Origin of the sequence: Novacetimonas maltaceti (assembly GCF_002906255.1) — a bacterium.
GTDB lineage: Bacteria > Pseudomonadota > Alphaproteobacteria > Acetobacterales > Acetobacteraceae > Novacetimonas > Novacetimonas maltaceti.
Map to the genome: position 1 here is coordinate 52,256 of NZ_POTC01000014.1, position 21,720 is coordinate 73,975.

Below are 21,720 nucleotides of genomic sequence, written 5' to 3' on the forward strand. Positions count from 1 at the left end.
CAGGCCGTGGCCCGTGCATGGCCACGCCATGATGCAATCAGACCGGGACACCCGGCCGTTCAAGGCTGCTGCGGATGGTCTGCAGCGTCTGGACCCGGACCACATGGGCCGCTTCGGTCAGGCGGCGCGTCAGCATGTTTTCATGCGTCGCGTCACGCGCGACCAGACGCACGAGGAAATCCCCCCCGCCGCGGATCATGTGGCATTCGCGCACTTCGGGCCATGCCGAAATCTCCGCCTCGAACGCGGAAAGGACCGCCTCCTTCTGGCTGTCGAGGCCGATGAGGGCGAACAGCGTGATCGACCAGCCAAGGCTCGCCGCGTCGGTCTGTGCATGATAGCCGAGGATGACCTTCTCCTCCTCCAGCCGCCTGACACGACGCAGGCATGGCGGGGCGGAGATGCCCACCCGGCGCGCCAGTTCGACATTCGTCATGCGTCCATCGGCCTGAAGTTCGGCAACAATCCGCCGGTCAATCGCGTCGAGTTCCGTCATCCGTTCCGCCATGCACGTTGCAATCATAATTCCCCGGGATCGTCATCATGTCCCGATATGCGATGATGACGCCTCTCCTACCGCAACCCTTGCCTTCACGCCAGTGGACGATCATACCATTCCCGTCATCATCCCTCCGACCACTGATTCAACCGGTTCTGATCCCATGCCCAACACATATACCACCGACCTGCTTGTCATCGGCGCAGGCCCCGCCGGATACACGGCCGCCATCTATGCCGCGCGCGCCAGCCTGTCCCCCATCCTTGTCGCCGGGCTGCAGCCGGGGGGACAGTTGATGATCACGACGGATGTCGAGAACTATCCCGGGTTCGCCAAGGGCGTGCAGGGACCCGAACTGATGATGCAGATGGCGGCGCAGGCCGAACATGTCGGCACGAAGCTGGTGGATGACATCATCGTCTCGTGCAGCCTGACGCGCGATGCGCAGACGGGCCTGTTCCGTGCGGTCGGGGATTCGGAAGACATCTACCTTGCCCGCAGCGTCGTCATCGCCACCGGCGCGCAGGCGCGCTGGCTGGGGATCCCGGGCGAAAAGGAATACCAGGGCAATGGCGTATCGGCCTGCGCGACATGCGACGGCTTCTTCTATCGCGGCAGGCGCGTGGTCGTCATCGGTGGCGGCAACACGGCGGTGGAGGAAGCGCTCTACCTGACGCACCACGCAACCCACGTCACCCTGATCCACCGGCGCGACACGCTGCGCGCGGAAAAGATCCTGCAGGACCGCCTGTTCGCCAACCCGCGCATTTCGGTCATGTGGAACACGGTGGTCGATCGCATCATCGCATCGGGGACGCCGCCGGTCGTCACCAGCATCGAAGTTCACGATACCGTGACGAACACCCCCTCCACGGTGGAGACCGACGGCGTGTTCGTCGCCATCGGCCACAGCCCGAACACCGAACTGTTCAAGGGGCAGATCGACATCGACGCGGAAGGCTACATCACCACCACGCCCGGCAGTACCCGCACATCGGTCGCGGGCGTGTTCGCGGCGGGCGACGTGCAGGACAGGATCTTCCGCCAGGCCATCACGGCAGCGGGCACCGGATGCATGGCGGCGCTGGAAGCCGAACGGTTCCTGGCAGAAAATCCGTCACAAACTGGCCATAGTTCTTGACCTGCACTGGTATTTCCTTCACCACAGCCAGAACGTCATAACAAATGGCAAATTTAGAATTAGGAACGGAGTCAACGCGTGGACTGGGATAAACTCCGGATATTTCATGCAGTAGCCGAGGCTGGGTCCTTCACCCACGCCGGCGACGTGCTTAACCTGAGCCAGTCTGCGGTCTCCCGACAGATCTCCGCTCTGGAAGAAGCGCTGCAGGTTCCCCTCTTCCATCGGCACGCACGTGGCCTGATCCTGACCGAACAGGGCGAGACCCTGAACCAGACGGTGCGTGAGGTCTTCTCCAAGCTGGCGATGACGCAGTCACTGCTGACGGAAAGCAAGGAAAAGGCGGCAGGACGCCTGCGGGTCACGACCACGACCGGGTTCGGCACCTGCTGGCTGACGCCGCGCCTGCACCGGTTCATGGACACCAACCCCGATATCTCCATCACCCTGATCCTTGAGGACAACGACCTCGATCTGGGCATGCGTGAGGCGGATGTCGCGGTGCGCATGCACCCGCCGCGCCAGCCCGACCTGATCCAGCGGCACCTGGCGGATTTCCCCCTGCCGATCTATGCCGCGCAGTCCTACCTCAACGAACACGGCACCCCCACCACGCTGGAGGAGCTTAACGCCCACAAGCTGGTGCTGTTCGGCGGGTATCATCCGCCGGTGCCGCACATCAACTGGCTGGCGGAAACCGGGGTGCCGTCGGACGAACGCCGCCAGGCGCGGCTGGAGGTCAACAGCCTTGCCGCCATGGCCGGCGCCATTGCCGCCGGCATCGGAATCGGGTCGATCCCGCTCTATGCCGCGAACCAGTATCCCAACCTTGTAAAGATCCTGCCCGAAGTGCCGCTTCCCACCGTGGATGCCTATTTCGTGTATCCGGAGGAGCTGCGCACCTCCAAGCGCGTGGCCGTGTTCCGTGACTTCCTGCTGGCGGAAATCAACGCCCGCCACTAATTGCGCCCGCACATGACAGACCAATGAAAAAAGGCCCTGCCATGATGGCAGGGCCTTTTTCGTAATGTGGCAGCCATGGATGTTGCGGGATCCCCGTCAGCCGTCCGCCCCATCCTGATGGTTCACCCGTTCACGCAGTTCCTTGCCTGCCTTGAAAAACGGGACGACCTTTTCCTCCACCGCGACGATTTCACCCGTGCGCGGGTTACGGCCCGTGCGCGAATCCCGCTTTTTTACCGTGAATGCGCCAAAACCACGCAATTCGACCCGGTCGCCCCGCGCCAGCGCCGCACTGATTTCATGAAATATGGTCTGTACAATCTGCTCTATGTCACGAGCGGGAAGATGTGGATTGGCTGCGGCAAGTTCGGCAATCAACTCCGATTTGGTCATCCTGCTTCCCTCTGTCTTATGTAAATTAAGGTTTCCAGATCGCAACGGCTCCGTCAAGATCGCCGGCGGGCCTGAACAGCCCCTCCAGACGATCCGATTCCGTAACAATACCCAAGACACTTCCCAGCAGATGCCGCATCCAGTCAAGGCGAAATGACGAACGCGGTTTCATATCCTCAACATCAACATTGTCAGGCAGATGGAGGGTGTTGATCAACCATTCCTTTGCCTCCTGCTCTCCCCCGATCTGGTCCACCAGGCCAAGCGACAGGGCCTGCGCGCCAGTATAGGGCCGTCCGTCCGCCAGTTCGAGCACCCTTTCACGCGGGATGTGCCGTCCCTGCGCCACCATGGTGACAAACATGTCATACAGGTCGGACACCACGCCCTGCAGCATCTGCCGCCCCTGCGGGGAGAGGGGCTGCACGACGGACGGCTGCCCCTTCATCGGGCCGGAAACCAACTGATCGACATGCACCCCCACCCTGTCGAGCAGGCCCGACACATCGGGGGCCTGCATGATGACGCCGATGGACCCGGTCAGGGTGGAATGATGGGCGAACAGGCGCTGCGCGGGAACGGCGATCATGTATCCCGCCGACGCGGCAAGGCTGCCCATCGATACCGCGACGGGCTTGTGCCGCGCGAATTCCGCAACGGCATCGTGCAGCGTCTCGCCCCCGGTGACGGCGCCACCGGGGGTGTTGATATCCAGCAGCATGCCCTTGACGGCGGGGTCGGTGCGGGCCTTGCGGATCAGGGCGAGCGTCCTGGTGGTATCGGCGCCGACCACGCCCTCTATACGCAGGCGTACAATATGGTCGCGGGCCGGAACATGCCCGCTCCATACGGCCCGGCCTGCCACGGCCAGAAGGCCGCAGGCAAATATGGCGACCGCCGCAATACGCCATAGCACCAGCCGCCGCCGCAGGGACTGGCGTTCCAGTGTCATATCTGCATCAAACGCCATGCGGTTCACGCGACTTCATGACTGCGACGACAGGGAACCGGAACAGGACCCGGCCATGGCATCCCATGGCCGGGCATCATCATGTCCTGTTTCAGGATGCCTTGCGTCCACGACGCTGCTTGGCCGGGGTTTCGGCGCTGCCTTCGCTCGGCGCTGCGGTGATCTTGCGTCCCAGGCCGATTTCACGCGCCAGGGTGGAACGGCGTTCGGCATAGTTGGGGGCGACCATGGGATAGTCGCTCGGCAGGCCCCAGCGCTCACGGTACTGTTCGGGCGTCATGCCATACGCGCTCTGCAGGTGCCGCTTGAGCATCTTGAGCTTCTTGCCGTCTTCAAGGCAGACGATGTAGTCGGGGAAGACGGAACGCTTGATCGGCACGGCGGGCTGCAGCTTTTCAGGTTCGACCTGCGGCTGATCAAGGGATGTGAGGGCCTGATACACCTGCTTGATGAGATCAGGAACAGTATCCGCCCCGACGGCGTTATTGGAAACATGAGCCGACACGATCTGCGTGGTCAGTTCAAGAAAAGAGAAATCCTGTTCAGCGTCAGACATAATTCTGTTCCATTTCTTCAATCATGATGCATGCCGCCTTAAAACAGCCGCCATCTGTGTCCTGAATACGCACTACCCAATAAAACACCCAAATACAATACTCGTGTCATCACGGTTCAGATTAAAATACGGAAAGAACCGACAATAAACACCCAGACCCCATCACGAAACCATCATGCCGGACCTGCGCTGGACAATGGTTTTCACGATATACGGCCCTTTTCACGCAGGATTTGACCGCATCAAAATTGTAAAACACATGTTCAGATTGAAACCTGATGTAACATTTTTTAAAACTTAAAATAATGATTATTCAACCCCGCCGCGACAGGGGAAAAATCGTGCGCATCATCCTGTCACAACATGATGGGGACAGGAACAGCGACACTATTCCCCGCACGCAATGCGTGCAAAACGTGCGGCCGATACCTGCGCCGGGCGGGCGGCGGACGTGTTCGTTCCCACTGCCGGACTGTCCTGTACGCCGGGAACCGCGTCAGAGATATCGACCTCCGGGTCCATTATTGAAAACATCAGGCGAATACGTGTCGCTTCTTCGTCCGTAATGATCCGGTAGATGACCTGGCGCGCTTCCTTCCGCGTCACGACGATTTCCGCCCGCCGCAATTCCGCAAGCTGCTGGCTCAGTGTTGGCTGGCCTATACTTGTGGCGCTTTCGATCTGGCCGACGCTCTTCTCCCCTTCCAGCAGGGTCGCAAGCACCAGCAACCGCTGGGGCTGGGCAAAGAGGCGCAGGCGCTGGGCCAGAAGTTCCGCGGCCTCACGCGTGCGGGGAAGCCTGTCCATTATCGCATTCATGATCAGTTACCGTAACATTGCCGAAATCCGACGGCCGTAAATAAAAAGGAAGCCACTTCCTAATCCCACGACGGACATATGCAACCCTGCCGTCACCACCATGTTGACACGCCCGGCGTGCCGACATGGACCTGCCCTCCGCCGTAATACCAATTACGCCGGTGACGGGGCGGGAGTTTACATAAAATACGGATTATTTTACATACACGAATATATTAATCAGTTAACGGTTTGCCATCCTCCGGCGGATGGGCGCATACCCGGATACTTACTTCCCGCGCACCGGATTCAGGATTCATACGATGCAACTCTATGCCCTCAGCCCCGACTTCACCGCCGCGTCACAGATCACGCCCGATGACCTGCCCACGATCGTCAGTCAGGGATTCCGCAGCATCATCTGCATGCGCCCCGATGCGGAGGAATATGGGCAGCCGACAGCCGAAAGCCTGAAGGACGCCGCCGTGGCCGCCGGCCTGCAGTTCGCCTTCCTGCCCGTGGTGCCGGGGCACATCACCGAACATGAAGTCACGCAGATGCGCCGGGCGCTGAAGGAAATGAACGGCCCGATTCTGGGCTACTGCCGTTCGGGCAACCGCGTCGGGCAACTCTGGACCCTTGCCCAGCAGGGCTGATCCGTCCCGTCGCAGCAGTTCCGCCACCTTCACGTTTCAGGGATCGCGTCATGCCCACGGTCGTCCTGGCCCACTGTCTGGATTTCGTGACATGGCGCAACGCCACGCGCACCCTGATCCTGCACGATGTCGCGGCGGAGGAGATCACGTGGCGCATCCGTGACCCGGCGGATACGGCCACGCCCGTCGGCCTCACCCCTCCCCTGCGCGTCGATGCGCAGGCACGCGCCACCTTTGGTGTCCCGCGCACGCTGATGCGCCTGGTCGAAGACGTGATGCAGACGGGGGCGCCGGACCGCCTTGACCTCGCCTACCGACTGGTGCTGCGGCAGGTTCGCGGGACAACCCCTTCCCATGCCGAGGACGCCGATGGCACGCGCGCCCGTCACCTTGCGCAGGAGGCATGCGAACAGACACGTGCGTTCCGGGCACATGTCGCGGCATCGGACACGCCTGCCGATGCCCTGCGCTGGGACCGGCCCGGCGGCTTTGTCGCACAATGCAATGCACGCTTCGTCACCCTGCAGTTTTCGTTTCACCCGTGGCGGATGGAACTGCAGGACAACATGATGCAGTGGGATGGCACCTCGCTGCACCTCGGCGCGCCGCTACAGGACGCCGATCCCGCTTCCTTTCCCTCCCCCGCGCTGCCACTGGTGGAGGGGATGGACATCGACCGCATCACCGCCCTGCCTGCCGTGGCGGAGACCGCGCGTTCCTGCCTGGTCTGCGCCATGGCGCACCATGCGACCCAGACCGTCTTTGGCGAGGGCGAGGCAACAGCCCCCCTCATGTTCGTGGGCGAACAACCCGGCGACCAGGAAGACCGGATCGGCCGCCCCTTCGTCGGCCCGGCGGGGCAGTTGTTCGACCGCGCCCTGCAGGAAGCCGGCATCGCGCGCGATCATGTTTATGTGACCAATACGGTCAAGCATTTCAAATTCTTCAACCGCAACGGCCGGCGCATCCACCAGAAGGCCGGGGTGGAGGAAATCCGCGCCTGCGCCCCATGGCTGCAGGCGGAACGCCGGCTGATTCGCCCCCGGCTGCTGGTGATGCTGGGCGCGACTGCGGCCAGCGCAATCCTGCAACGTCCTGTCGTTATAGGACGCGAAAGATCACGTCCGGTGACGCTCGACGACGGGACGTGCGGGCTGGTGACGGTCCACCCCTCCTTCCTGCTGCGCCAGCCCACAGAAGAGGCGCGAACCCGCGAATACCAGCGCTTTGTCGAGGATCTGCGCCTTGCGGGCCGCCTGATTGCGGCGTGATCTGGATTCCATCCATTCACGAATGGAACAAATGAGGCGCGGATATCCTTTCCATGGCAGGCACTTCATGCCCTGCCACGAGGAAAGCCAATGACTGATATGCGCTCCCGACACCGTTACCTGCCGCATTCTTGGTTTATCAAGGGACCGCCCCCAGTACCGCCGGAAGCCGCATATTGTGCCTGCTGACCTGAAGATCGTTCCCTCTTTCATCGCGCGTGTCTTTCGTGGACGAGATTTCTCGATTCTCTCGCCCCCCGGCTATAACCGCATGAGTCGCCTCAAGTGGCTCTACGCTCCCACGCCAGAGGCGCTGGCCTTTGCGCTGCGCACGACGTTCGCCGCCCTCATGGCGCTGACCATCGCGATGTGGATGGAACTCGACAGCCCGCCATGGGCGGCCATGACCGTGTGGATCGTGGCGCAGGGATCGCGCGGGGAAAGCCTGTCAAAGGCGCGATGGCGCCTGGTGGGCACGGCGCTTGGCGCGACCAGCGCGGTGGTGATCGTCTGTTCCTTCCCACAGGCGCCGTGGCTGTTCTTCCCGGCGCTGAGCATCTGGATCGGCATCTGCTGCGGTTGCGCGACACTGGTGCGCAACTTCCGTTCCTACGCGCTGGTGCTGTCGGGCTATACATGTGCGATCATCGCGCTCGCGGCCAGTCAGGACCCCGACAACATCTTCATGATTACCATGTCGCGCACGACCTACATCGTGCTCGGCATCTCGTGCGAGACGCTGGTCGCGGTGCTGTTCGCGCACAACCTCGCCACCGCCGCGAAGAAGAACATGCGGCAGAAGATCCAGACCGCGCTGAGCACCTCCACCGAAGCGGTGGCGAACCTGCTGGCGGGGGACGAGCAGGCATTCGTGCGTTCGCGCGCGCTGTTCGGCACGATCCTGTCGATCAATGACCAGATCGAATTCAGCGAAGTGGAGATGGGCCCCCACGGGCATGAGGGCGACCATGCGCGCGCGGCCCTTGCGGCGGTCTCCGTCCTGCTGTCGCGCGGACTGGGGATGATGGCGCGCATCAAGGCGCTGGGCACGGTCAATCCGGTCTTTACCGAAACCAGCCTGCTGACGCGCTCCTTCCTGCTTGGCCTTCCGGCGCGGCTGGAATCCGACACGCAGATCCCGCAGGTCATGTCGGACCTGCAGGACCTGCGCAGCGTCTGCCGCCAGCGCATCATCGACGCTCTGACCGAAGAACTCGCCGCAGTGGAGCCGCACGATACGGAGACGATCGAACGGCTGCTCAACTGCCGCATCCTGCACAATGCGCTTGATGAACTCCTGGGGGAACTGGAACAGGCGGTCGCGGAATTCGACGCCAGCCAGCACGAGATCCGTGGCGACCATTTCCATTTCCGCCTGCAGGCCCACCGCGATTTCAAGGAAGCCCTGTACAACGGCATCCGCGCGGCGGTCGCGATCGGCGCGTCGGCGCTGATCTGGGAAATCACGGCGTGGCCGAACGGCATCGGCTTCATCACCATGGTCGCCGTGACATGCGGCCTGTTCGCCACGCGTGAAAACCCGGTCCTCGGCACCATGAACTTCCTGCGCGGCGCGTGCTGGGCGGTGTTCGTGTCGGCCTTCCTCGTGCTGCTGTTCGTCCCGCGCCCTGCGGAATTCGAAATGCTGGCCGCCGTGCTTGCCCTGCCGATGATCGCGGGCGGCCTTGCGGCGCGCAACCCGGCGACGGCGGGGGCGGCCGCGTCCTATTCGCTGTTCCTGCCTGCCCTTGTCGGCCCGGGCAACCAGACGCGCCTGAACGAAATCGCCTATTTCAACGCGGCCTTCGCCCTGCTGTGCAGCATCGGCTTCGCCGTGCTGATCTTCCGTGCCGTGCTGCCGTTCGACAGTGACGAGGAACGCTGGCGCATGCGCAACCGCACCCTGCATGACCTGCGCCACCTGGCGTCGGCCAACCCGCTGCCGCAGCCGCGGGCGTGGATCGGGCGCAACACCGACCGCTTCTCCCGCCTGATCCGCCATGCGGGGCCGACCCCTTCCCCCACGATCGAGGCCTACCTGCAGGGCACGCTGTCGGCCATGACGATCGGGCTGAACATCATCCGCCTGCGCGTCGTGCTGGAACGCAGCAAGCTGCCGGACTCCGCCAACCGCGCGATCACGCTGTTCCTGCACCGCATGGCGCAGTTCAGCGGCCGCTATGGCCGCACCGCCCGCGTGGCGCGTGGCGCGACGCGGGTGCTGCGCGTGCTGGAGGGGAAGGAAACCAACATCACCGCCCGCGTGGAAATGACGCGCGCCATTGCCTATCTGCTGGTCATTTCCTATGAACTGGATGCGAACGCGGCGTTCCTTGACGCCTCGCAACCCTACCGCTCCAGCGAGATGATCGGCTAGGAACGGCGGGAGACCATTTTTCACCCCTCGCATCAACCGGGGCCACATGACCGCAGCGCGCATGCACGATACCCTCGCCCTGCGGGGACGGGTGGTCACCTTCCGCGACAACCCGTTTGTCACCGACCCGGTTGCCGCCCTCCATCATGAGGAAGACGGGCTGGTCATCATCCGCGACGGGCGGATCGAACGGATGGGCGCGTATGCGGATACCCTGCCCCACCTGCCCGCCGGCACGCAGGTGGTGCATTATCCCGACTGCCTGATTTCCGCCGGTTTCGTGGACACCCATGTCCATTACCCGCAACTGCCGATGATCGCCGCCTATGGTGAACAGTTGCTGGAATGGCTGGAACGCTACACCTTCCCGACCGAAAGCCGCTTTTGCGACCCGGCCCATGCGCACGACATCGCGCGCCGGTTCCTGACCGAACTGCTGCGATGCGGCACGACCACGGCGGCCGTTTTCTGTACCGTGCATCCCCAGTCGGTGGAGGCGTTCTTTACCGAATCAGAGCGCCTCAACACGCTGATGATCGCAGGCAAGGTGCTGATGGACCGCAACGCGCCCCCCGACCTGCGCGATACGGCCCAGGGCGGATATGACGACTCCCTCGCACTGATGGAGCACTGGCACGGGCGCGGGCGGCAGATGTATGCCGTCACCCCCCGCTTCGCCCCCACGAGCAGCGAGGAACAGCTTGAACTTGCCGGCGCACTGCTTGCGCGCGACGACAGCGTGTTCATGCAGACCCACCTTGCGGAAAATGTGGATGAAGTCGCATGGGTGCGCCAACTGTTTCCCGCGCGGCGTTCGTATCTGGATGTCTATGCACATGCGGGACTGGTGCGCCCGCGTGCCATCCTTGGCCATGCCATCCATGTTGATGAACCCGACCTTGCGACCTGCCATGACAGCGGATGCGCGCTGGCGCACTGCCCGACCTCCAACCTGTTCCTTGGCAGCGGCAGCTTCCGCCTGTTCGATGCGATGGACCCGCGTCGTCCAGTGCGTGTCGGGCTGGGGACGGACATTGGCGCGGGCACCAGCCTGTCGCAGTTGCAGAGCCTGAACGAAGCCTACAAGATCGCGCAGGGCACCGGCCATCGCCTCCATCCCGCGCAGGCGTTCTGGCTGGCGACGGCGGGCGGTGCACGCGCGCTGCACCTCGACCACAGGATCGGGACGATCGCTCCGGGGATGGAGGCCGACCTGTGCATCCTCGACCCGGCCGCGACACCGCTGCAGGCCCTGCGCGCGCAGTCGTGCGATTCGATCAGCGACCTGCTGTTTTCCCTGATGATGCTGGGCGATGACCGCAGCATCCGCGCAACCTATGTCGCGGGACGCAAGGTGCATGAACGTGCCTGACACGGGATATGGGCTGCTTTTTACAAAGGCAGCTTCTTCCGAAGCTTTTTGAAAAAAGCTTCACCAGAGACTTCTTCTGTTTTCTGGGATTTTCCAGGGGCGTCCGGTCCAGCATGACCGTGAACAGCCCCTTATGCGACACTGGCGGAGAGGGTGGGATTCGAACCCACGGTACGCTTGCACGCACAACGGTTTTCGAGACCGCCCCGTTCGACCGCTCCGGCACCTCTCCAATGTCAGCGGTGTTGGTGCGGGCTTATACGGTGCGCCCGCCACGTGTGCAAGGGGGCGATGGATATTTTTTGCATCCCCCTGCCCCCTTGCCCGCAGGCGGGCGGGGAATTGCGAAAAAAGCGGGAATAGCGGTTGACGGGCCGGGAATAGCCCGATAGAAGCCAGCCCTCAAATCCCTGCGCAGAACAGGGGGTGCCGCGCGTGGTTTCGCGGCCAATGTCAAAAAGCGACCGGGCCATGCCGCCTGCACCCTTCCTCCCGATGGGGCCGCGCTGACCCAGAGATCGGAAAGATAGAGAATTATGTTTGCAGTCATCCGCACGGGCGGAAAGCAGTACCGCGTTTCCAAGGACACCGTCCTGAAGATCGAGAAGCTGGAAGCCGAAGCCGGCGCCACCATCACGTTCGACCAGGTCCTCGCCGTTGGCGGCGAAGGCGAAGCGAAGATCGGCAGCCCCACCGTTGCCGGCGCGACCGTCACCGCGACCGTGATCGCGCAGGACCGTCTGGCGAAGGTGATCATCTTCAAGAAGCGCCGTCGGCAGAACAGCCGCCGCAAGAACGGCCACCGTCAGCCCGTGACCGTGGTGCGTATCGCCGCAATCAACGCTGCCTGATCCCCAGGCCGCCACGCGGCGCTAACGCCCGGCGGTTCAGGTCAAGATCAGTCAACAAGTTTCAGGAGTTCAGGCAATGGCACAAAAAAAGGCAGGCGGTTCCTCCCGCAACGGGCGCGATAGCGCCGGCCGCCGTCTCGGCGTCAAGAAGTTCGGTGGCGAAAGCGTCATCGCGGGCAACATCATCGTGCGCCAGCGCGGCACGAAGATGAAGCCGGGCCAGAATGTCGGCCTCGGCCGCGACCACACGATCTTCTCGCTCGTCGACGGGCATGTGAAGTTCGAACGCCGCGCCGAAGGCCGCGTGCATGTTTCGGTCGAAGCCCTGCCCGCAGCGGCGGAATAAGGACTGCTCCCACCCGGGAGACAGTTTCGAGCAGAGGGGACGGTCACGTGGGGCCGTCCCCTTTTTCGTATCGATACCACGGCGTGTTTCTGGTATCAGACACGTCCATGGGGCTGCCACCGGCCCAGATCGGACCCGTGAGCGATGAAGTTTCTTGATCAGGCCAAAATTTTCGTGAAATCCGGCGACGGCGGTGACGGCGTCATTGCGTTCCGGCGCGAAAAATATATCGAATTCGGCGGCCCCGATGGCGGCAATGGCGGACGTGGCGGCGATATCATCTTCGTGGCCGTGCCCAACCTCAACACGCTGATCGATTTCCGCTATACGCAGCATTTCCGCGCGCGCAAGGGCGGCAATGGCGCGGGGTCGGACCGCACCGGCGCCGCGGCCGCACCGGTTGTCATCCAGGTGCCCGTGGGCACGCAGATCTTCGATGATGACCGCGAAACGCTGCTTGGCGACCTTGATGAGGCAGGCAAGCGCCTGCTCCTGTGCCGTGGGGGCGATGGCGGCCGGGGCAATGCGCATTACAAGACCAGCACCAACCGCGCCCCCCGCCGGGCCGATCCCGGCTGGCCGGGGGAGGAACGCTGGGTCTGGCTGCGGCTGAAGCTGATTGCCGATGCGGGCCTTGTCGGCCTGCCGAACGCGGGCAAGTCGACGTTCCTGTCGGTCGTTTCCGCCGCGCGGCCCAAGATCGCCGATTATCCCTTCACCACCCTGCATCCGCAGCTTGGCGTCGTGCGCCTGTCGGTCACGGAAGAATTCGTCATTGCCGACATTCCCGGCCTGATCGAAGGCGCGCATGAGGGCACGGGCCTTGGCGATCGTTTCCTTGGCCATGTCGAACGCTGCGCGGTGCTTGTCCACCTGATCGACGGCACGCAGGACGACGTGGTCGAAGCCTGGCGCACCATACGCCACGAACTGCACGAATATGGTGGCGGCCTGTCGGAAAAGCCGGAAATCATTGTCCTGAACAAGATCGATGCGATGTCGGACGAGGAAATCGCCGAACGCCGCGCGCAGCTTGAACAGGCCAGCGGCGCGCCGGTCATGACCATGTCCGGCGTCTCGCGCCAGGGCGTGGACAGGGTGCTGCGCCTTGTGCAGGACCAGATCACCCGCATCCGCGCGGACGAAGCCGACGCCACCGCCTGAAACGCAGATAGAGACGACCGTGACAGCCCTCCCTCCCCTGCCCAGCCTGAAGAACGGACAGCGTATCGTCGTCAAGATCGGCAGCGCGCTGGTGGTCGATGCCAGGACCGCCTCCCCCCGGCAGGAGTGGCTGGAAAGCGTCGCGGCGGATATCGCCGCGCTGCGGTCGCAGGGCGCGCAGGTGATTGTCGTGTCGTCCGGCGCGATCGCCCTTGCCCGCCACCAGTTGGGCCTGACGCGCCGGGTGCTGCGCCTCGATGAAAAGCAGGCCGCCGCCTCCGTCGGGCAGATCCGTCTGGCGCAGGCCTGGACCAATGCACTGTCGCGCCACGGCCTGAACGCCGCGCAACTGCTGCTGACGCCCGACGATACGGAACATCGCCGCCGCTACCTCAATGCGCGCGCCTCGCTCAATACGCTGCTGACGCTGGGCTGCGTGCCGATCATCAATGAAAACGACGCCATCGCGACAACGGAAATCCGCTTTGGCGACAATGACCGGCTTGCCGCGCGTGTCGCGGAAATGACCACGTCGGACCAGCTTGTGCTGCTGTCGGACATTGACGGGCTTTATACCGCCGACCCCCGCACCGATCCCGATGCACGCCACCTGCCGGTGGTCGAAAGCCTGACGGACGAGATTGAATCCATGGGGGGCGCGCCGCCGCCGGGCTATTCCTCTGGCGGGATGCGCACGAAACTGATGGCCGCGCGGATTGCGACGCAGGCAGGATGCGCCATGGTCATCGCGCAGGGCAAGCCGCTGCACCCGCTGCGCGCGCTGTGGGATGGCGGGCGCTGCACATGGTTCCTGCCGTCACCGGATGCGCGTTCGGCACGCAAGAAATGGATTGGCGGTAGCCTGACGCCCGCAGGCACCCTTGTCATCGACGAGGGCGCGGTCCGCGCGTTGCTGAGCGGCTCTTCGCTGCTGCCCGCAGGGGTCCGCGAAATTTCTGGCGATTTCGACCGGGGCGACCTTGTCAGCGTGACCGACATGCACGGACAGCGCATCGCCCATGGCCTGTCATCCTATGGCGCGGCGGATGCGCTGCGCATCATGGGCCGCCAGTCCGACGAGATCGAGGAGATCCTCGGCTGGCATGGCGGTGACGAGATCATCCATCGCGACGACCTGGTCATGAGCGACCGGGCCTGCCTCCCCACCACCTGACACCCCGCCGCAGGACTGCGTTTACGGCCGGGGTGGCCAGCGCAGTGTCGGCTCCGAACGCTGCCGCCGTTCCGCCCATCGCATCGTCCGGGGAAACCCCTTGCGCGCCATCGCGACACGCGCATCCGCCCCGTCGGCATCCGCCGCGGGCGGAGCAGGCGCGCGCGGCGGCATGCGCACCCGTCCCGCTTCCGCGGATGCCGGTGGCCGTGCTGCCTGCTGCGGGGGCGTCATCGGTGGTGGTGGCGGCACATCATCCGGACGGCCGGGCGGGGACGCATCCCCCGTCACGGGCGGGACCGCGCGACGTTCATAGGCCGGGATGTCACATTCCGGGTCTTCGGGGTCCGGCAGGCGGGCGGTACGTGGCCGTGCACCCTGCCCTTCGCCCGGCATGGCCGCCTCGTCACGGTCCTGCGCGCGCAGAACTTCGGACAGGGGTTCGCCCGACGTGATCTCCGCCTCCTCACGCGCCGGGGCGGAGGTGCTCGACATTGCCATGACGCGCAGTTCGGCCTGCAGGTCGTCAATCTGCACCGCAAGGGCGTCAAGCCGCCCCTTCACCCCGATCACCGCGAAGGGGACCACCATCCACAGCGCGACAAACAGCAGCCCGGCGATCAGGACGAGCGCCTGCGCCCATTGCGGCAGCCATTCGGGCAGAGGAAGCGTCATGGGTATCTCCTGGCCTTGCGCATGACAGGAAACATACCCTCAGGCCAGGCGGTCGGCCATATGGCCATCATCCCTGCGGGACATCACATGCCCAGCGCGCGGCGGTAGATGTCCAGCAGGGTTTCCTGCTCTTCCACCTCGGCCGGTTCCTGCTTGCGCAGGCGGATGATCTGCCGGATCACCTTGGTGTCAAAGCCCGCGGACTTCGCCTCGGTATAGATGTCCTTGATGTCGCCTGCGAGGGCCTTGCGCTCTTCCTCGAGCCGTTCAATACGTTCGATGATGCTGCGCAGCCGGTCGGCAGCAATGCCGCCAACGGCCGCACTGCTTTCGTCGGTTTCGAAATTATCGGCACTCATTGTCCGCTGCCTCCGGATATGGTGATGGGGCCGTCACACGCGCCGCAATGCCTCCCACGGGCAGGCGGCACGCATAACGCTTTTGAACGGCGGGCTTATCGCGATGACGGACGCGGGTCAATGCCAGCTTGACATGCTCCGGAAGGCGGCCCTAATCGAACCCTGACCATTGGTACCGGCGTGTCCGCGTTCCCGATATGCCGTGCGTGGCGGAAATACGGGGCAGGAAACAGAACATCAGGCAGGAGGCCGACTTTCATGGCACATCTTCCCCCCGTCGATACGTTCGACTACATCGTCTTCGGTGGAACGGGCGACCTGACCATGCGCAAGCTGCTGCCTGCGCTGTATTACCGTTTCCGCGACGGGCAGGTGCCCACGGATGCGCGCATCATCGCAACCGCGCGCTCCCCCCTCTCGCGCGAGGAATACCAGGCCCGCGCGCAGCAGGCGCTGCATGACCACATCCCCGCTTCGGCGCTGGAGGCGGACACGGTCTCGCGCTTCATCAACCTGCTCTATTACGTCAGCCTCAACGGCGCGGAAGCGCAGAGCAACTGGGCCGACCTGCGCGCGCTGCTTGACAGGGAACCGGCCACACGCATCCGTGTCTATTACCTTGCGACGTCGCCTGCGCTGTACGGGCAGATCTGCGAAAACCTGAGCAAGCAGGGACTGGTCACGGAACAGTCGCGCGTCGTGCTGGAAAAGCCGATCGGCACGGACCTGGACAGCGCGAACGCCATCAATGACAGCGTCGGACGGCATTTCCCCGAAAACCACATCTTCCGCATCGACCATTACCTGGGCAAGGAAACGGTCCAGAACCTGATCGCGCTGCGTTTCGCCAACCCGGTGTTCGAACGGCTGTGGACCAGCGATGCCATCGACTACGTGCAGATCACCGCCGCCGAGACCGTGGGCGTGGAGGGGCGTGGCGCGTATTATGACAACAAGTCCGGCTGCCTGCGCGACATGATCCAGAACCACCTGCTGCAGGTCCTGTGCCTTGTCGCGATGGACCCGCCGGTGTCACTGGATGCAGACAGCGTGCGCAACGAGAAGCTCAAGGTGCTGCACGCGCTCAAGCCGATCAACCCGTCGGAGGTCGCGATCTACACCTCGCGCGGGCAGTACATGCGCGGCCATGTCAACGGGCAGACGGTGGGCAGCTACCTCGAGGACCTTGGCGAAGGCGTCACGAGCGAGACCGAGACCTTTGTCGCGCTCAAGGCGGAAATCCTGTCATGGCGGTGGGGCAACGTCCCGTTCTACCTGCGCTCGGGCAAGCGCATGGCGGAGAAGTGCAGCGAGGTCGTGATCCAGTTCAAGTCCGCGCCGTGGACCATCTTTGCCAACAAGCCCGCCGCCAACCGCCTGATCATCCGCATCCAGCCCGACGAGGGCGTGATGCTGTCGGTCTCCACCAAGGACCCGACCCCCACCGACAGCCTGACGCTGCGCGAGGCCGACATCAACATCGAGTTCGAGAAGGCGTTCAACATCCGCTACCCCGATTCCTACGAACGGCTGCTGCTTGATGTCGTGCGCGGCGACCCGATCCTGTTCATCCGCCGCGACGAGGTCGAGGCCGCATGGAAGTGGATCGACCCGATCCTGCAGGGATGGAGCAAGAATGAAGCCCCGCTCGAACCCTATCCCGCCGGGACATGGGGGCCGGAGGGCGCGCGCAACCTGCTGGCGCAGTCGGGGCACCTGTGGCACGAGGACATGAAATAACGCATGGCAGCCCCTCCCCGCCTTTCGGGCCGGAACCGCGCGCCCATGACGATCCGCCAGCGGATCATCCGGCGCGTGCTGATGGTGATTCCCATGGCGCTGCTGACGCTTGTCGTCATGCGCATGGGGTGGCTGGACCAGGCCGCGGACAAGCTGACCTTCTCCAAGGTCAGCTGGTTCGACAACACCGCGCTGGTGGAGCATTTCCGCACGGTCGTGACGCATAACGGCATGACGCATGACCGCAAGGACTGCCTGCTGTTCGTCCTCAACGGCAACGACCCGCCCGACGCCACGAACCTTGAGGTGATGGAGCGGCACTCCGGCTCCTGCCCGGGGGATCGCAACACCCTGCCACGCCTGTTCACGCTGCGGGTGGACCGCCTGTCGCAGAGCGTGCAGACCGACTGGCAGACGCCCGGCGTGTTCCACGCCATGCCGCAGTAACCGGGATATGCAGGAATTTCCTGGGGAAGCTGTTTCCAGAAAGCCTCGAAAACCACCCGTCCTTTTTAGAAAACAGGCGGCACCGTCCCCCTCCGTTCAGGACCGGGCAAACGCCTCGCGCAGTTTGCGCGCGCCATAATGGATCGCGGATTTCCCGCCGGGCAGGAACGCGTAGAAATTCAGGAAACCATGCACCGTGCCCGGCCATGTCCGGGTGCAGGCCTGTGACCCCGCCTTTTCCATCGCGGCGGCATATCCTGTCCCCTCGTCATGCAGCGGGTCGCACTGCGCCAGGGCGATGACCGCAGGCGGCAGGTTGGCGAGCGATGCCGCGAAGATCGGGGCAAGGCGCGGGTCCGACAGGTCCTTCGGGTCGTGGATGTATTCCTGCGCATACCATTCCATCACGCGGGTGCTCAGCACATACCCGTTTGCATAGACCTCGCGCGAGGGGACGGGACGTTCCCCATACAGCGAAGGGTAATACAGCAACTGCAGCGCAAGAGGCGGATGCTTCCATCCCCTGCTCATCTGGCTGAGTACGGCGGCAAGCGTGCCGCCAGCGCTGTCGCCCGCCACCGCGACCTTCCCGCCCCAGCGCCATGCCTCCCCCGCCACCCACTGTAGCGCGGCCCAGCAATCGTCGACGGCGGCGGGGAATTTGTTTTCCGGGGCAAGGCGATAGTCGAAGGAGACGACCGCCGCCCCCGACTGCCGCGCCAGGCGGCAGCAGATCCCATGGTGGGAGTTCAGGCCGCAATGGACATACCCGCCCCCATGCATGAACAGCACGACGCCACGCACCCTGCCATAAGGCACATACAGCCGCGCGGGACGCAGTTCGGTCGCGCCGGGCACGCGGATGTCGATCACGCGCCGGACCTGCAGGCTTGAGAGGCGTTTGGGAAAACATGGGCGGTCAAAACGCCTGCGGATATCCTCCAGCGAATGGGGGACATGATTGTGGCGGGCGGCACTGGCCTTTGCGCCAAGCAGGAACAGGCGGGTAAAAAACCCCGGAAGCCGCCCGCGCACGGGGGCGGCGGACGTCGCGGCATCGGAAACAGACAACAGCACGCCTTTCGTGATCGGTCATGAGTTTTCGCGTCACAAGGCTTTAGCCCTTGACGCGCGACGCATGCACCGCCAGTTTCCGCATGCCAGACGGTCGGACGGCCGCTGTCGGCGCGCATATGTGCGGTGATGGAGGAAAGTCCGGGCTCCACGGAAGAACGGTGCCGGCTAACGGCCGGCGGGGGCGACCCCAGGGACAGTGCCACAGAAAACAGACCGCCCCCACGGCAGAGGGCCCGGTTTCGCGACCGGACCGGATGTTGGGGGCAAGGGTGAAACGGTGCGGCAAGAGCGCACCGCGCGCATGGTAACATGGGCGGCAGGGCAAACCCCACCGGGAGCAAGACCGAATAGGAACGGCAGGCGGGCGGATTCAGGTCCGCGCCGCCAGGGGCCTTCCGCCCCGTCGTTCGGGTTGGTCGCGTGAGGCGTGCCGCAAGGCGCGTCCCAGAGGAATGGCCGTCCCATCCCCACCGGGGATGGACAGAACCCGGCTTACAGACCGTCTGGCATCTTTACCCCTGTCCTGACATCCCCCAACCCGTGCCCCACGGCCGTTTATTCCCCCTCAACCCCGCCTGCCCGCATGGCACGGGCGCGTGGGTAACAAAGTATTCATCAAAAAGAACAAAACATAAACATATCTGGAACAGGGACGAGGAATGGCAGAACAGGGGGGATATATTCCTCTTTACCTGTCATTACACGCCCCATCGCGGAACAATAGCAGTCTGCCGCCATTTTCTGCATATCTTTAATTGACCGCCCATGAAATCCCATGATATCCCACATAGACCCAGTGAAGTTGAGTGAAGGAAGCACCTTTCACCCGCGCCGGGCACAGCGTTTCAGACCTCTGTAATCCATGCCAGGGAGGGCATCGCGCAGCGTGAGTGTATTCCTTGGCACGCATCAGAACCGGCTGGATGCCAAGGGGCGGGTCTCCATCCCGTCGGCCTTCCGCGCGACGCTGCGCACCCTTTCGCGGGCGGGCGAACCGCTGGTCATCATGCGCCCCTCCCACCTGCATCCCTGCCTGGAAGCATGGCCCAGCGCCTCGTTCTCCGCGCTGGCGCGCCCGCTGGACGAGGTGGACATCTTTTCCGAGGATCACGACGACCTCGCCACCGCGCTCTATGCGGATGCCTATCCCATCGACGCGGACAAGGAAGGACGCATCCTGCTGCCCGAGACACTACGCGCGCATGCCCAACTGACCGAACAGGTCGCCTTCATGGGCCTTGGCCGCATCTTCCAGGTCTGGGACCCCGACGCCGCCGCCCAGCGCCGCACGGAAGCACGCGCGCGTGCGCGCGCGCTCACCGCCGGCAGGAAAACGGCCGCCTCCCCGCCGGAAGGATCGGCATGACCGTGATGGCATCCCCCCCACCGGCATCGCTTCCGGGTACGGATGGCGGCCATGTTCCCGTCATGCTGGACGAGGTGCTGTGCGACCTCGCGCCGCGCGATGGCGCCACATACCTTGACGGGACGTTTGGCGGGGGCGGTTACGCGCGCGCCATCCTGTCCGCCGCCGACTGCACGCTGTGGGCCATCGACCGCGACCCCGCCGCCATCGCGCGCGGCAATGCGCAGGCGGCGTCCTTTCCCGACGGGAACGGGGGTTCGCGCCTGCGCATGATCAAGGGCGGGTTCGGTGACATGGCGTCCCTGCTTGCGGCACGCGGGGTGACGGCGCTTGATGGCGTGACGCTCGACCTTGGCGTCTCGTCCTACCAGATCGACCAGGCCGAACGGGGCTTTTCCTTCCGCATGGACGGCCCGCTCGACATGCGCATGGGCGACGAAGGCACGACCGCCGCCGACGTCGTCAACCGCTACCAGGAAAGCGAACTCGCCGACATCATCTACACCTATGGCGAGGAGCGGATGTCACGCCGCGTGGCGCGCGCCATTGTCGCGGCACGCGCGGAGGAGGCGATCACCACCACGGCGCGCCTTGCGGATATCGTGCGTTCGGTCGTGCGCGCGGACCGTTCGGGCATCGACCCCGCCACCCGTACGTTCCAGGGCCTGCGCATCCATGTGAATGACGAACTGGGACAGATCGAACGCGGGCTGGACCAGGCGCTCGGCCTGCTTGCGCCGGGGGGACGGCTGGTGGTGGTGTCCTTCCATTCGCTTGAAGACCGCCTTGTGAAACTCGCGCTGAACCGTGCCGCGGGCCGCATGCCCGGCCCGTCGCGCCATGACCCGGGGGCCGCCGTGCAGCGGACGCAGCGCCCGGCCTTCCGCCTTGTCAGGAACAAGGCCATCCGCCCGTCGGACGCGGAATGCCACCGCAACCCGCGCGCGCGCAGCGCGCGGCTGCGCACGGTCGAACGCGTCACGACATTCCCCCCCACCGAGTCCGCTACAGATATGGGACAGCAGCAATGATCCGGATCATAACGCTTTTATGCGCCATCATGACGGCGGGGTCCGGGCTGTTCCTTTACACGAAGAAGCAGCAGACCTCCGCCCTTGACCAGAAGATCGCGCAGATCGTGATGCAGACCGAACGCACGCGTGACCAGACGGCCATGCTGCGTGCGGAATGGACGATGCTGAACCAGCCCGACCGGCTGCACAAGCTGGCCGAACGCTATGACCCGACGCTGCGGCCCGTGGCGCCCACGCAGTTCGTGCAGGTCGCCAGCCTGAGCGCGCACCTGCCCGCGCCGGGATCGGCCCCCATCGCGCCGTCCAACCCGCGTGCGAACATGGGCGTCTCCCTTGCCGCGGACCACATGCCCATCGCAACGGCGGAACCCGTGGCGCGCCCGCATGCCCCGGTGGCACCCCCTGCCGTGACGCTGGCGCAGGCCAGCGTGCCGCACCCGGTGGCGCAGTCCGCCCCCCTCCCGCCGGTGGCGCACCATGCCCTGTCTTTT

Annotated in this window: 23 protein-coding genes, 1 tRNA gene and 1 other RNA gene; 16 read left to right on the plus strand and 9 right to left on the minus strand. The window is 64.3% G+C overall.

Going from position 1 to position 21,720, the window contains the following annotated elements; genetic code table 11:
* Positions 1-37: 37 nt before the first annotated feature.
* Complete coding sequence (locus KMAL_RS07175; RefSeq protein ID WP_040510887.1) at positions 38-508, minus strand: Lrp/AsnC family transcriptional regulator; 471 nt, start codon at positions 506-508, stop codon at positions 38-40.
* 154 nt (positions 509-662) lie between these two features.
* On the opposite strand from KMAL_RS07175, the gene trxB reads away from it, so the two are divergent.
* Positions 663-1,640: a thioredoxin-disulfide reductase gene (gene trxB / locus KMAL_RS07180; protein ID WP_110095063.1), complete on the plus strand. Its 978-nt coding sequence runs from the start codon at positions 663-665 to the stop codon at positions 1,638-1,640.
* 78 nt (positions 1,641-1,718) lie between these two features.
* Positions 1,719-2,603, plus strand: a complete 885-nt coding sequence (locus tag KMAL_RS07185) for a LysR family transcriptional regulator (protein WP_040510888.1) — start codon at positions 1,719-1,721, stop codon at positions 2,601-2,603.
* A 96-nt stretch (positions 2,604-2,699) separates the two neighbouring features.
* Here KMAL_RS07185 and ihfB read toward each other — a convergent pair whose 3' ends face one another.
* The 4 genes from ihfB to KMAL_RS07205 all read right to left on the minus strand — a co-directional run bounded on the left by ihfB (position 2,700) and on the right by KMAL_RS07205 (position 5,329).
* Positions 2,700-2,996, minus strand: a complete 297-nt coding sequence (ihfB, locus tag KMAL_RS07190) for an integration host factor subunit beta (protein WP_110095064.1) — start codon at positions 2,994-2,996, stop codon at positions 2,700-2,702.
* 25 nt (positions 2,997-3,021) lie between these two features.
* Positions 3,022-3,966 carry a signal peptide peptidase SppA gene (sppA, locus tag KMAL_RS07195; RefSeq protein WP_110095065.1) on the minus strand — a complete coding sequence of 315 codons (945 nt, stop codon included), beginning with the start codon at positions 3,964-3,966 and terminating at the stop codon, positions 3,022-3,024.
* A gap of 91 nt (positions 3,967-4,057) precedes the next feature.
* Entirely contained in the window at positions 4,058-4,522 is a 465-nt protein-coding gene (locus tag KMAL_RS07200) for a MucR family transcriptional regulator (RefSeq protein ID WP_110095066.1), read from the minus strand.
* Positions 4,523-4,909: 387 nt separating this feature from the next.
* Positions 4,910-5,329 carry an ArsR/SmtB family transcription factor gene (locus KMAL_RS07205; RefSeq protein ID WP_110095067.1) on the minus strand — a complete coding sequence of 140 codons (420 nt, stop codon included), beginning with the start codon at positions 5,327-5,329 and terminating at the stop codon, positions 4,910-4,912.
* A 314-nt stretch (positions 5,330-5,643) separates the two neighbouring features.
* On the opposite strand from KMAL_RS07205, the gene KMAL_RS07210 reads away from it, so the two are divergent.
* From KMAL_RS07210 to guaD, 4 genes are all read left to right on the plus strand, one after another.
* Positions 5,644-5,976 (plus strand): TIGR01244 family sulfur transferase, encoded by a 333-nt coding sequence (locus tag KMAL_RS07210; RefSeq protein ID WP_110095068.1) that lies wholly within the window; start codon positions 5,644-5,646, stop codon positions 5,974-5,976.
* A gap of 50 nt (positions 5,977-6,026) precedes the next feature.
* Positions 6,027-7,247, plus strand: coding sequence for a UdgX family uracil-DNA binding protein (locus tag KMAL_RS07215; protein ID WP_110095069.1), 1,221 nt, complete (start codon positions 6,027-6,029; stop codon positions 7,245-7,247).
* A 178-nt stretch (positions 7,248-7,425) separates the two neighbouring features.
* Complete coding sequence (locus tag KMAL_RS07220; protein WP_110095070.1) at positions 7,426-9,624, plus strand: FUSC family protein; 2,199 nt, start codon at positions 7,426-7,428, stop codon at positions 9,622-9,624.
* A gap of 61 nt (positions 9,625-9,685) precedes the next feature.
* Entirely contained in the window at positions 9,686-10,996 is a 1,311-nt protein-coding gene (gene guaD, locus KMAL_RS07225) for a guanine deaminase (RefSeq protein ID WP_239020009.1), read from the plus strand.
* Positions 10,997-11,138: 142 nt separating this feature from the next.
* Here the strand turns inward: guaD and KMAL_RS07230 are convergent.
* Positions 11,139-11,228: transfer RNA gene (locus KMAL_RS07230), tRNA-Ser, on the minus strand.
* Positions 11,229-11,532: 304 nt separating this feature from the next.
* Here KMAL_RS07230 and rplU point away from each other — a divergent pair.
* From rplU to proB, 4 genes are all read left to right on the plus strand, one after another.
* Positions 11,533-11,847: a 50S ribosomal protein L21 gene (gene rplU, locus KMAL_RS07235; RefSeq protein ID WP_110095072.1), complete on the plus strand. Its 315-nt coding sequence runs from the start codon at positions 11,533-11,535 to the stop codon at positions 11,845-11,847.
* A gap of 76 nt (positions 11,848-11,923) precedes the next feature.
* Positions 11,924-12,193 carry a 50S ribosomal protein L27 gene (gene rpmA / locus KMAL_RS07240; protein WP_003620528.1) on the plus strand — a complete coding sequence of 90 codons (270 nt, stop codon included), beginning with the start codon at positions 11,924-11,926 and terminating at the stop codon, positions 12,191-12,193.
* Positions 12,194-12,337: 144 nt separating this feature from the next.
* Entirely contained in the window at positions 12,338-13,357 is a 1,020-nt protein-coding gene (gene obgE / locus KMAL_RS07245) for a GTPase ObgE (protein WP_110095073.1), read from the plus strand.
* A 19-nt stretch (positions 13,358-13,376) separates the two neighbouring features.
* Positions 13,377-14,531, plus strand: a complete 1,155-nt coding sequence (proB, locus tag KMAL_RS07250; protein WP_110095074.1) for a glutamate 5-kinase — start codon at positions 13,377-13,379, stop codon at positions 14,529-14,531.
* 21 nt (positions 14,532-14,552) lie between these two features.
* On the opposite strand, the gene KMAL_RS07255 is transcribed toward proB, so the two are convergent.
* Together KMAL_RS07255 and KMAL_RS07260 are read right to left on the minus strand one after the other, a co-directional pair.
* A complete protein-coding gene (locus KMAL_RS07255; RefSeq protein WP_110095075.1) occupies positions 14,553-15,206 on the minus strand; it encodes a hypothetical protein in 654 nt (217 codons plus the stop codon).
* Between the two features lie 83 nt (positions 15,207-15,289).
* Entirely contained in the window at positions 15,290-15,565 is a 276-nt protein-coding gene (locus KMAL_RS07260) for a DUF2312 domain-containing protein (RefSeq protein WP_110095076.1), read from the minus strand.
* A 258-nt stretch (positions 15,566-15,823) separates the two neighbouring features.
* On the opposite strand from KMAL_RS07260, the gene zwf reads away from it, so the two are divergent.
* The gene (gene zwf, locus KMAL_RS07265) at positions 15,824-17,305 is read left to right on the plus strand and encodes a glucose-6-phosphate dehydrogenase (protein ID WP_110095077.1); all 1,482 of its coding nucleotides are present in this window, start codon (positions 15,824-15,826) and stop codon (positions 17,303-17,305) included.
* A 3-nt stretch (positions 17,306-17,308) separates the two neighbouring features.
* The gene (locus tag KMAL_RS07270) at positions 17,309-17,752 is read left to right on the plus strand and encodes a hypothetical protein (protein WP_110095078.1); all 444 of its coding nucleotides are present in this window, start codon (positions 17,309-17,311) and stop codon (positions 17,750-17,752) included.
* A 96-nt stretch (positions 17,753-17,848) separates the two neighbouring features.
* Here KMAL_RS07270 and KMAL_RS07275 read toward each other — a convergent pair whose 3' ends face one another.
* A complete protein-coding gene (locus tag KMAL_RS07275; RefSeq protein WP_110095079.1) occupies positions 17,849-18,829 on the minus strand; it encodes an alpha/beta hydrolase in 981 nt (326 codons plus the stop codon).
* 83 nt (positions 18,830-18,912) lie between these two features.
* Here KMAL_RS07275 and rnpB point away from each other — a divergent pair.
* The 4 genes from rnpB to ftsL form a co-directional block, all read left to right on the plus strand.
* Positions 18,913-19,340: RNase P RNA component class A (rnpB, locus tag KMAL_RS07280), an RNA gene on the plus strand.
* A 375-nt stretch (positions 19,341-19,715) separates the two neighbouring features.
* Entirely contained in the window at positions 19,716-20,195 is a 480-nt protein-coding gene (mraZ, locus tag KMAL_RS07285; RefSeq protein WP_110095080.1) for a division/cell wall cluster transcriptional repressor MraZ, read from the plus strand.
* A 5-nt stretch (positions 20,196-20,200) separates the two neighbouring features.
* Positions 20,201-21,226, plus strand: coding sequence for a 16S rRNA (cytosine(1402)-N(4))-methyltransferase RsmH (rsmH, locus tag KMAL_RS07290; RefSeq protein ID WP_110095087.1), 1,026 nt, complete (start codon positions 20,201-20,203; stop codon positions 21,224-21,226).
* The coding region (ftsL, locus tag KMAL_RS07295) for a cell division protein FtsL (RefSeq protein ID WP_456306375.1) at positions 21,223-21,720 on the plus strand (498 nt) is incomplete at its 3' end. The genes rsmH and ftsL, both read left to right, overlap by 4 nt.

Excerpts from the sequence above, each read along its gene's own strand:
- KMAL_RS07175 (WP_040510887.1), bottom strand. The coding sequence starts at position 508 with ATGGCGGAACGGATGACGGAACTCGACGCGATTGACCGGCGGATTGTT.
- trxB (WP_110095063.1), top strand. The coding sequence starts at position 663 with ATGCCCAACACATATACCACCGACCTGCTTGTCATCGGCGCAGGCCCC.
- ihfB (WP_110095064.1), bottom strand. The coding sequence starts at position 2,996 with ATGACCAAATCGGAGTTGATTGCCGAACTTGCCGCAGCCAATCCACAT.
- sppA (WP_110095065.1), bottom strand. The coding sequence starts at position 3,966 with ATGGCGTTTGATGCAGATATGACACTGGAACGCCAGTCCCTGCGGCGG.
- KMAL_RS07200 (WP_110095066.1), bottom strand. The coding sequence starts at position 4,522 with ATGTCTGACGCTGAACAGGATTTCTCTTTTCTTGAACTGACCACGCAG.
- KMAL_RS07205 (WP_110095067.1), bottom strand. The coding sequence starts at position 5,329 with ATGGACAGGCTTCCCCGCACGCGTGAGGCCGCGGAACTTCTGGCCCAG.
- KMAL_RS07210 (WP_110095068.1), top strand. The coding sequence starts at position 5,644 with ATGCAACTCTATGCCCTCAGCCCCGACTTCACCGCCGCGTCACAGATC.
- KMAL_RS07215 (WP_110095069.1), top strand. The coding sequence starts at position 6,027 with ATGCCCACGGTCGTCCTGGCCCACTGTCTGGATTTCGTGACATGGCGC.
- guaD (WP_239020009.1), top strand. The coding sequence starts at position 9,686 with ATGCACGATACCCTCGCCCTGCGGGGACGGGTGGTCACCTTCCGCGAC.
- rplU (WP_110095072.1), top strand. The coding sequence starts at position 11,533 with ATGTTTGCAGTCATCCGCACGGGCGGAAAGCAGTACCGCGTTTCCAAG.
- rpmA (WP_003620528.1), top strand. The coding sequence starts at position 11,924 with ATGGCACAAAAAAAGGCAGGCGGTTCCTCCCGCAACGGGCGCGATAGC.
- obgE (WP_110095073.1), top strand. The coding sequence starts at position 12,338 with ATGAAGTTTCTTGATCAGGCCAAAATTTTCGTGAAATCCGGCGACGGC.
- KMAL_RS07255 (WP_110095075.1), bottom strand. The coding sequence starts at position 15,206 with ATGACGCTTCCTCTGCCCGAATGGCTGCCGCAATGGGCGCAGGCGCTC.
- KMAL_RS07260 (WP_110095076.1), bottom strand. The coding sequence starts at position 15,565 with ATGAGTGCCGATAATTTCGAAACCGACGAAAGCAGTGCGGCCGTTGGC.
- zwf (WP_110095077.1), top strand. The coding sequence starts at position 15,824 with ATGGCACATCTTCCCCCCGTCGATACGTTCGACTACATCGTCTTCGGT.
- KMAL_RS07270 (WP_110095078.1), top strand. The coding sequence starts at position 17,309 with ATGGCAGCCCCTCCCCGCCTTTCGGGCCGGAACCGCGCGCCCATGACG.
- rsmH (WP_110095087.1), top strand. The coding sequence starts at position 20,201 with ATGGCATCCCCCCCACCGGCATCGCTTCCGGGTACGGATGGCGGCCAT.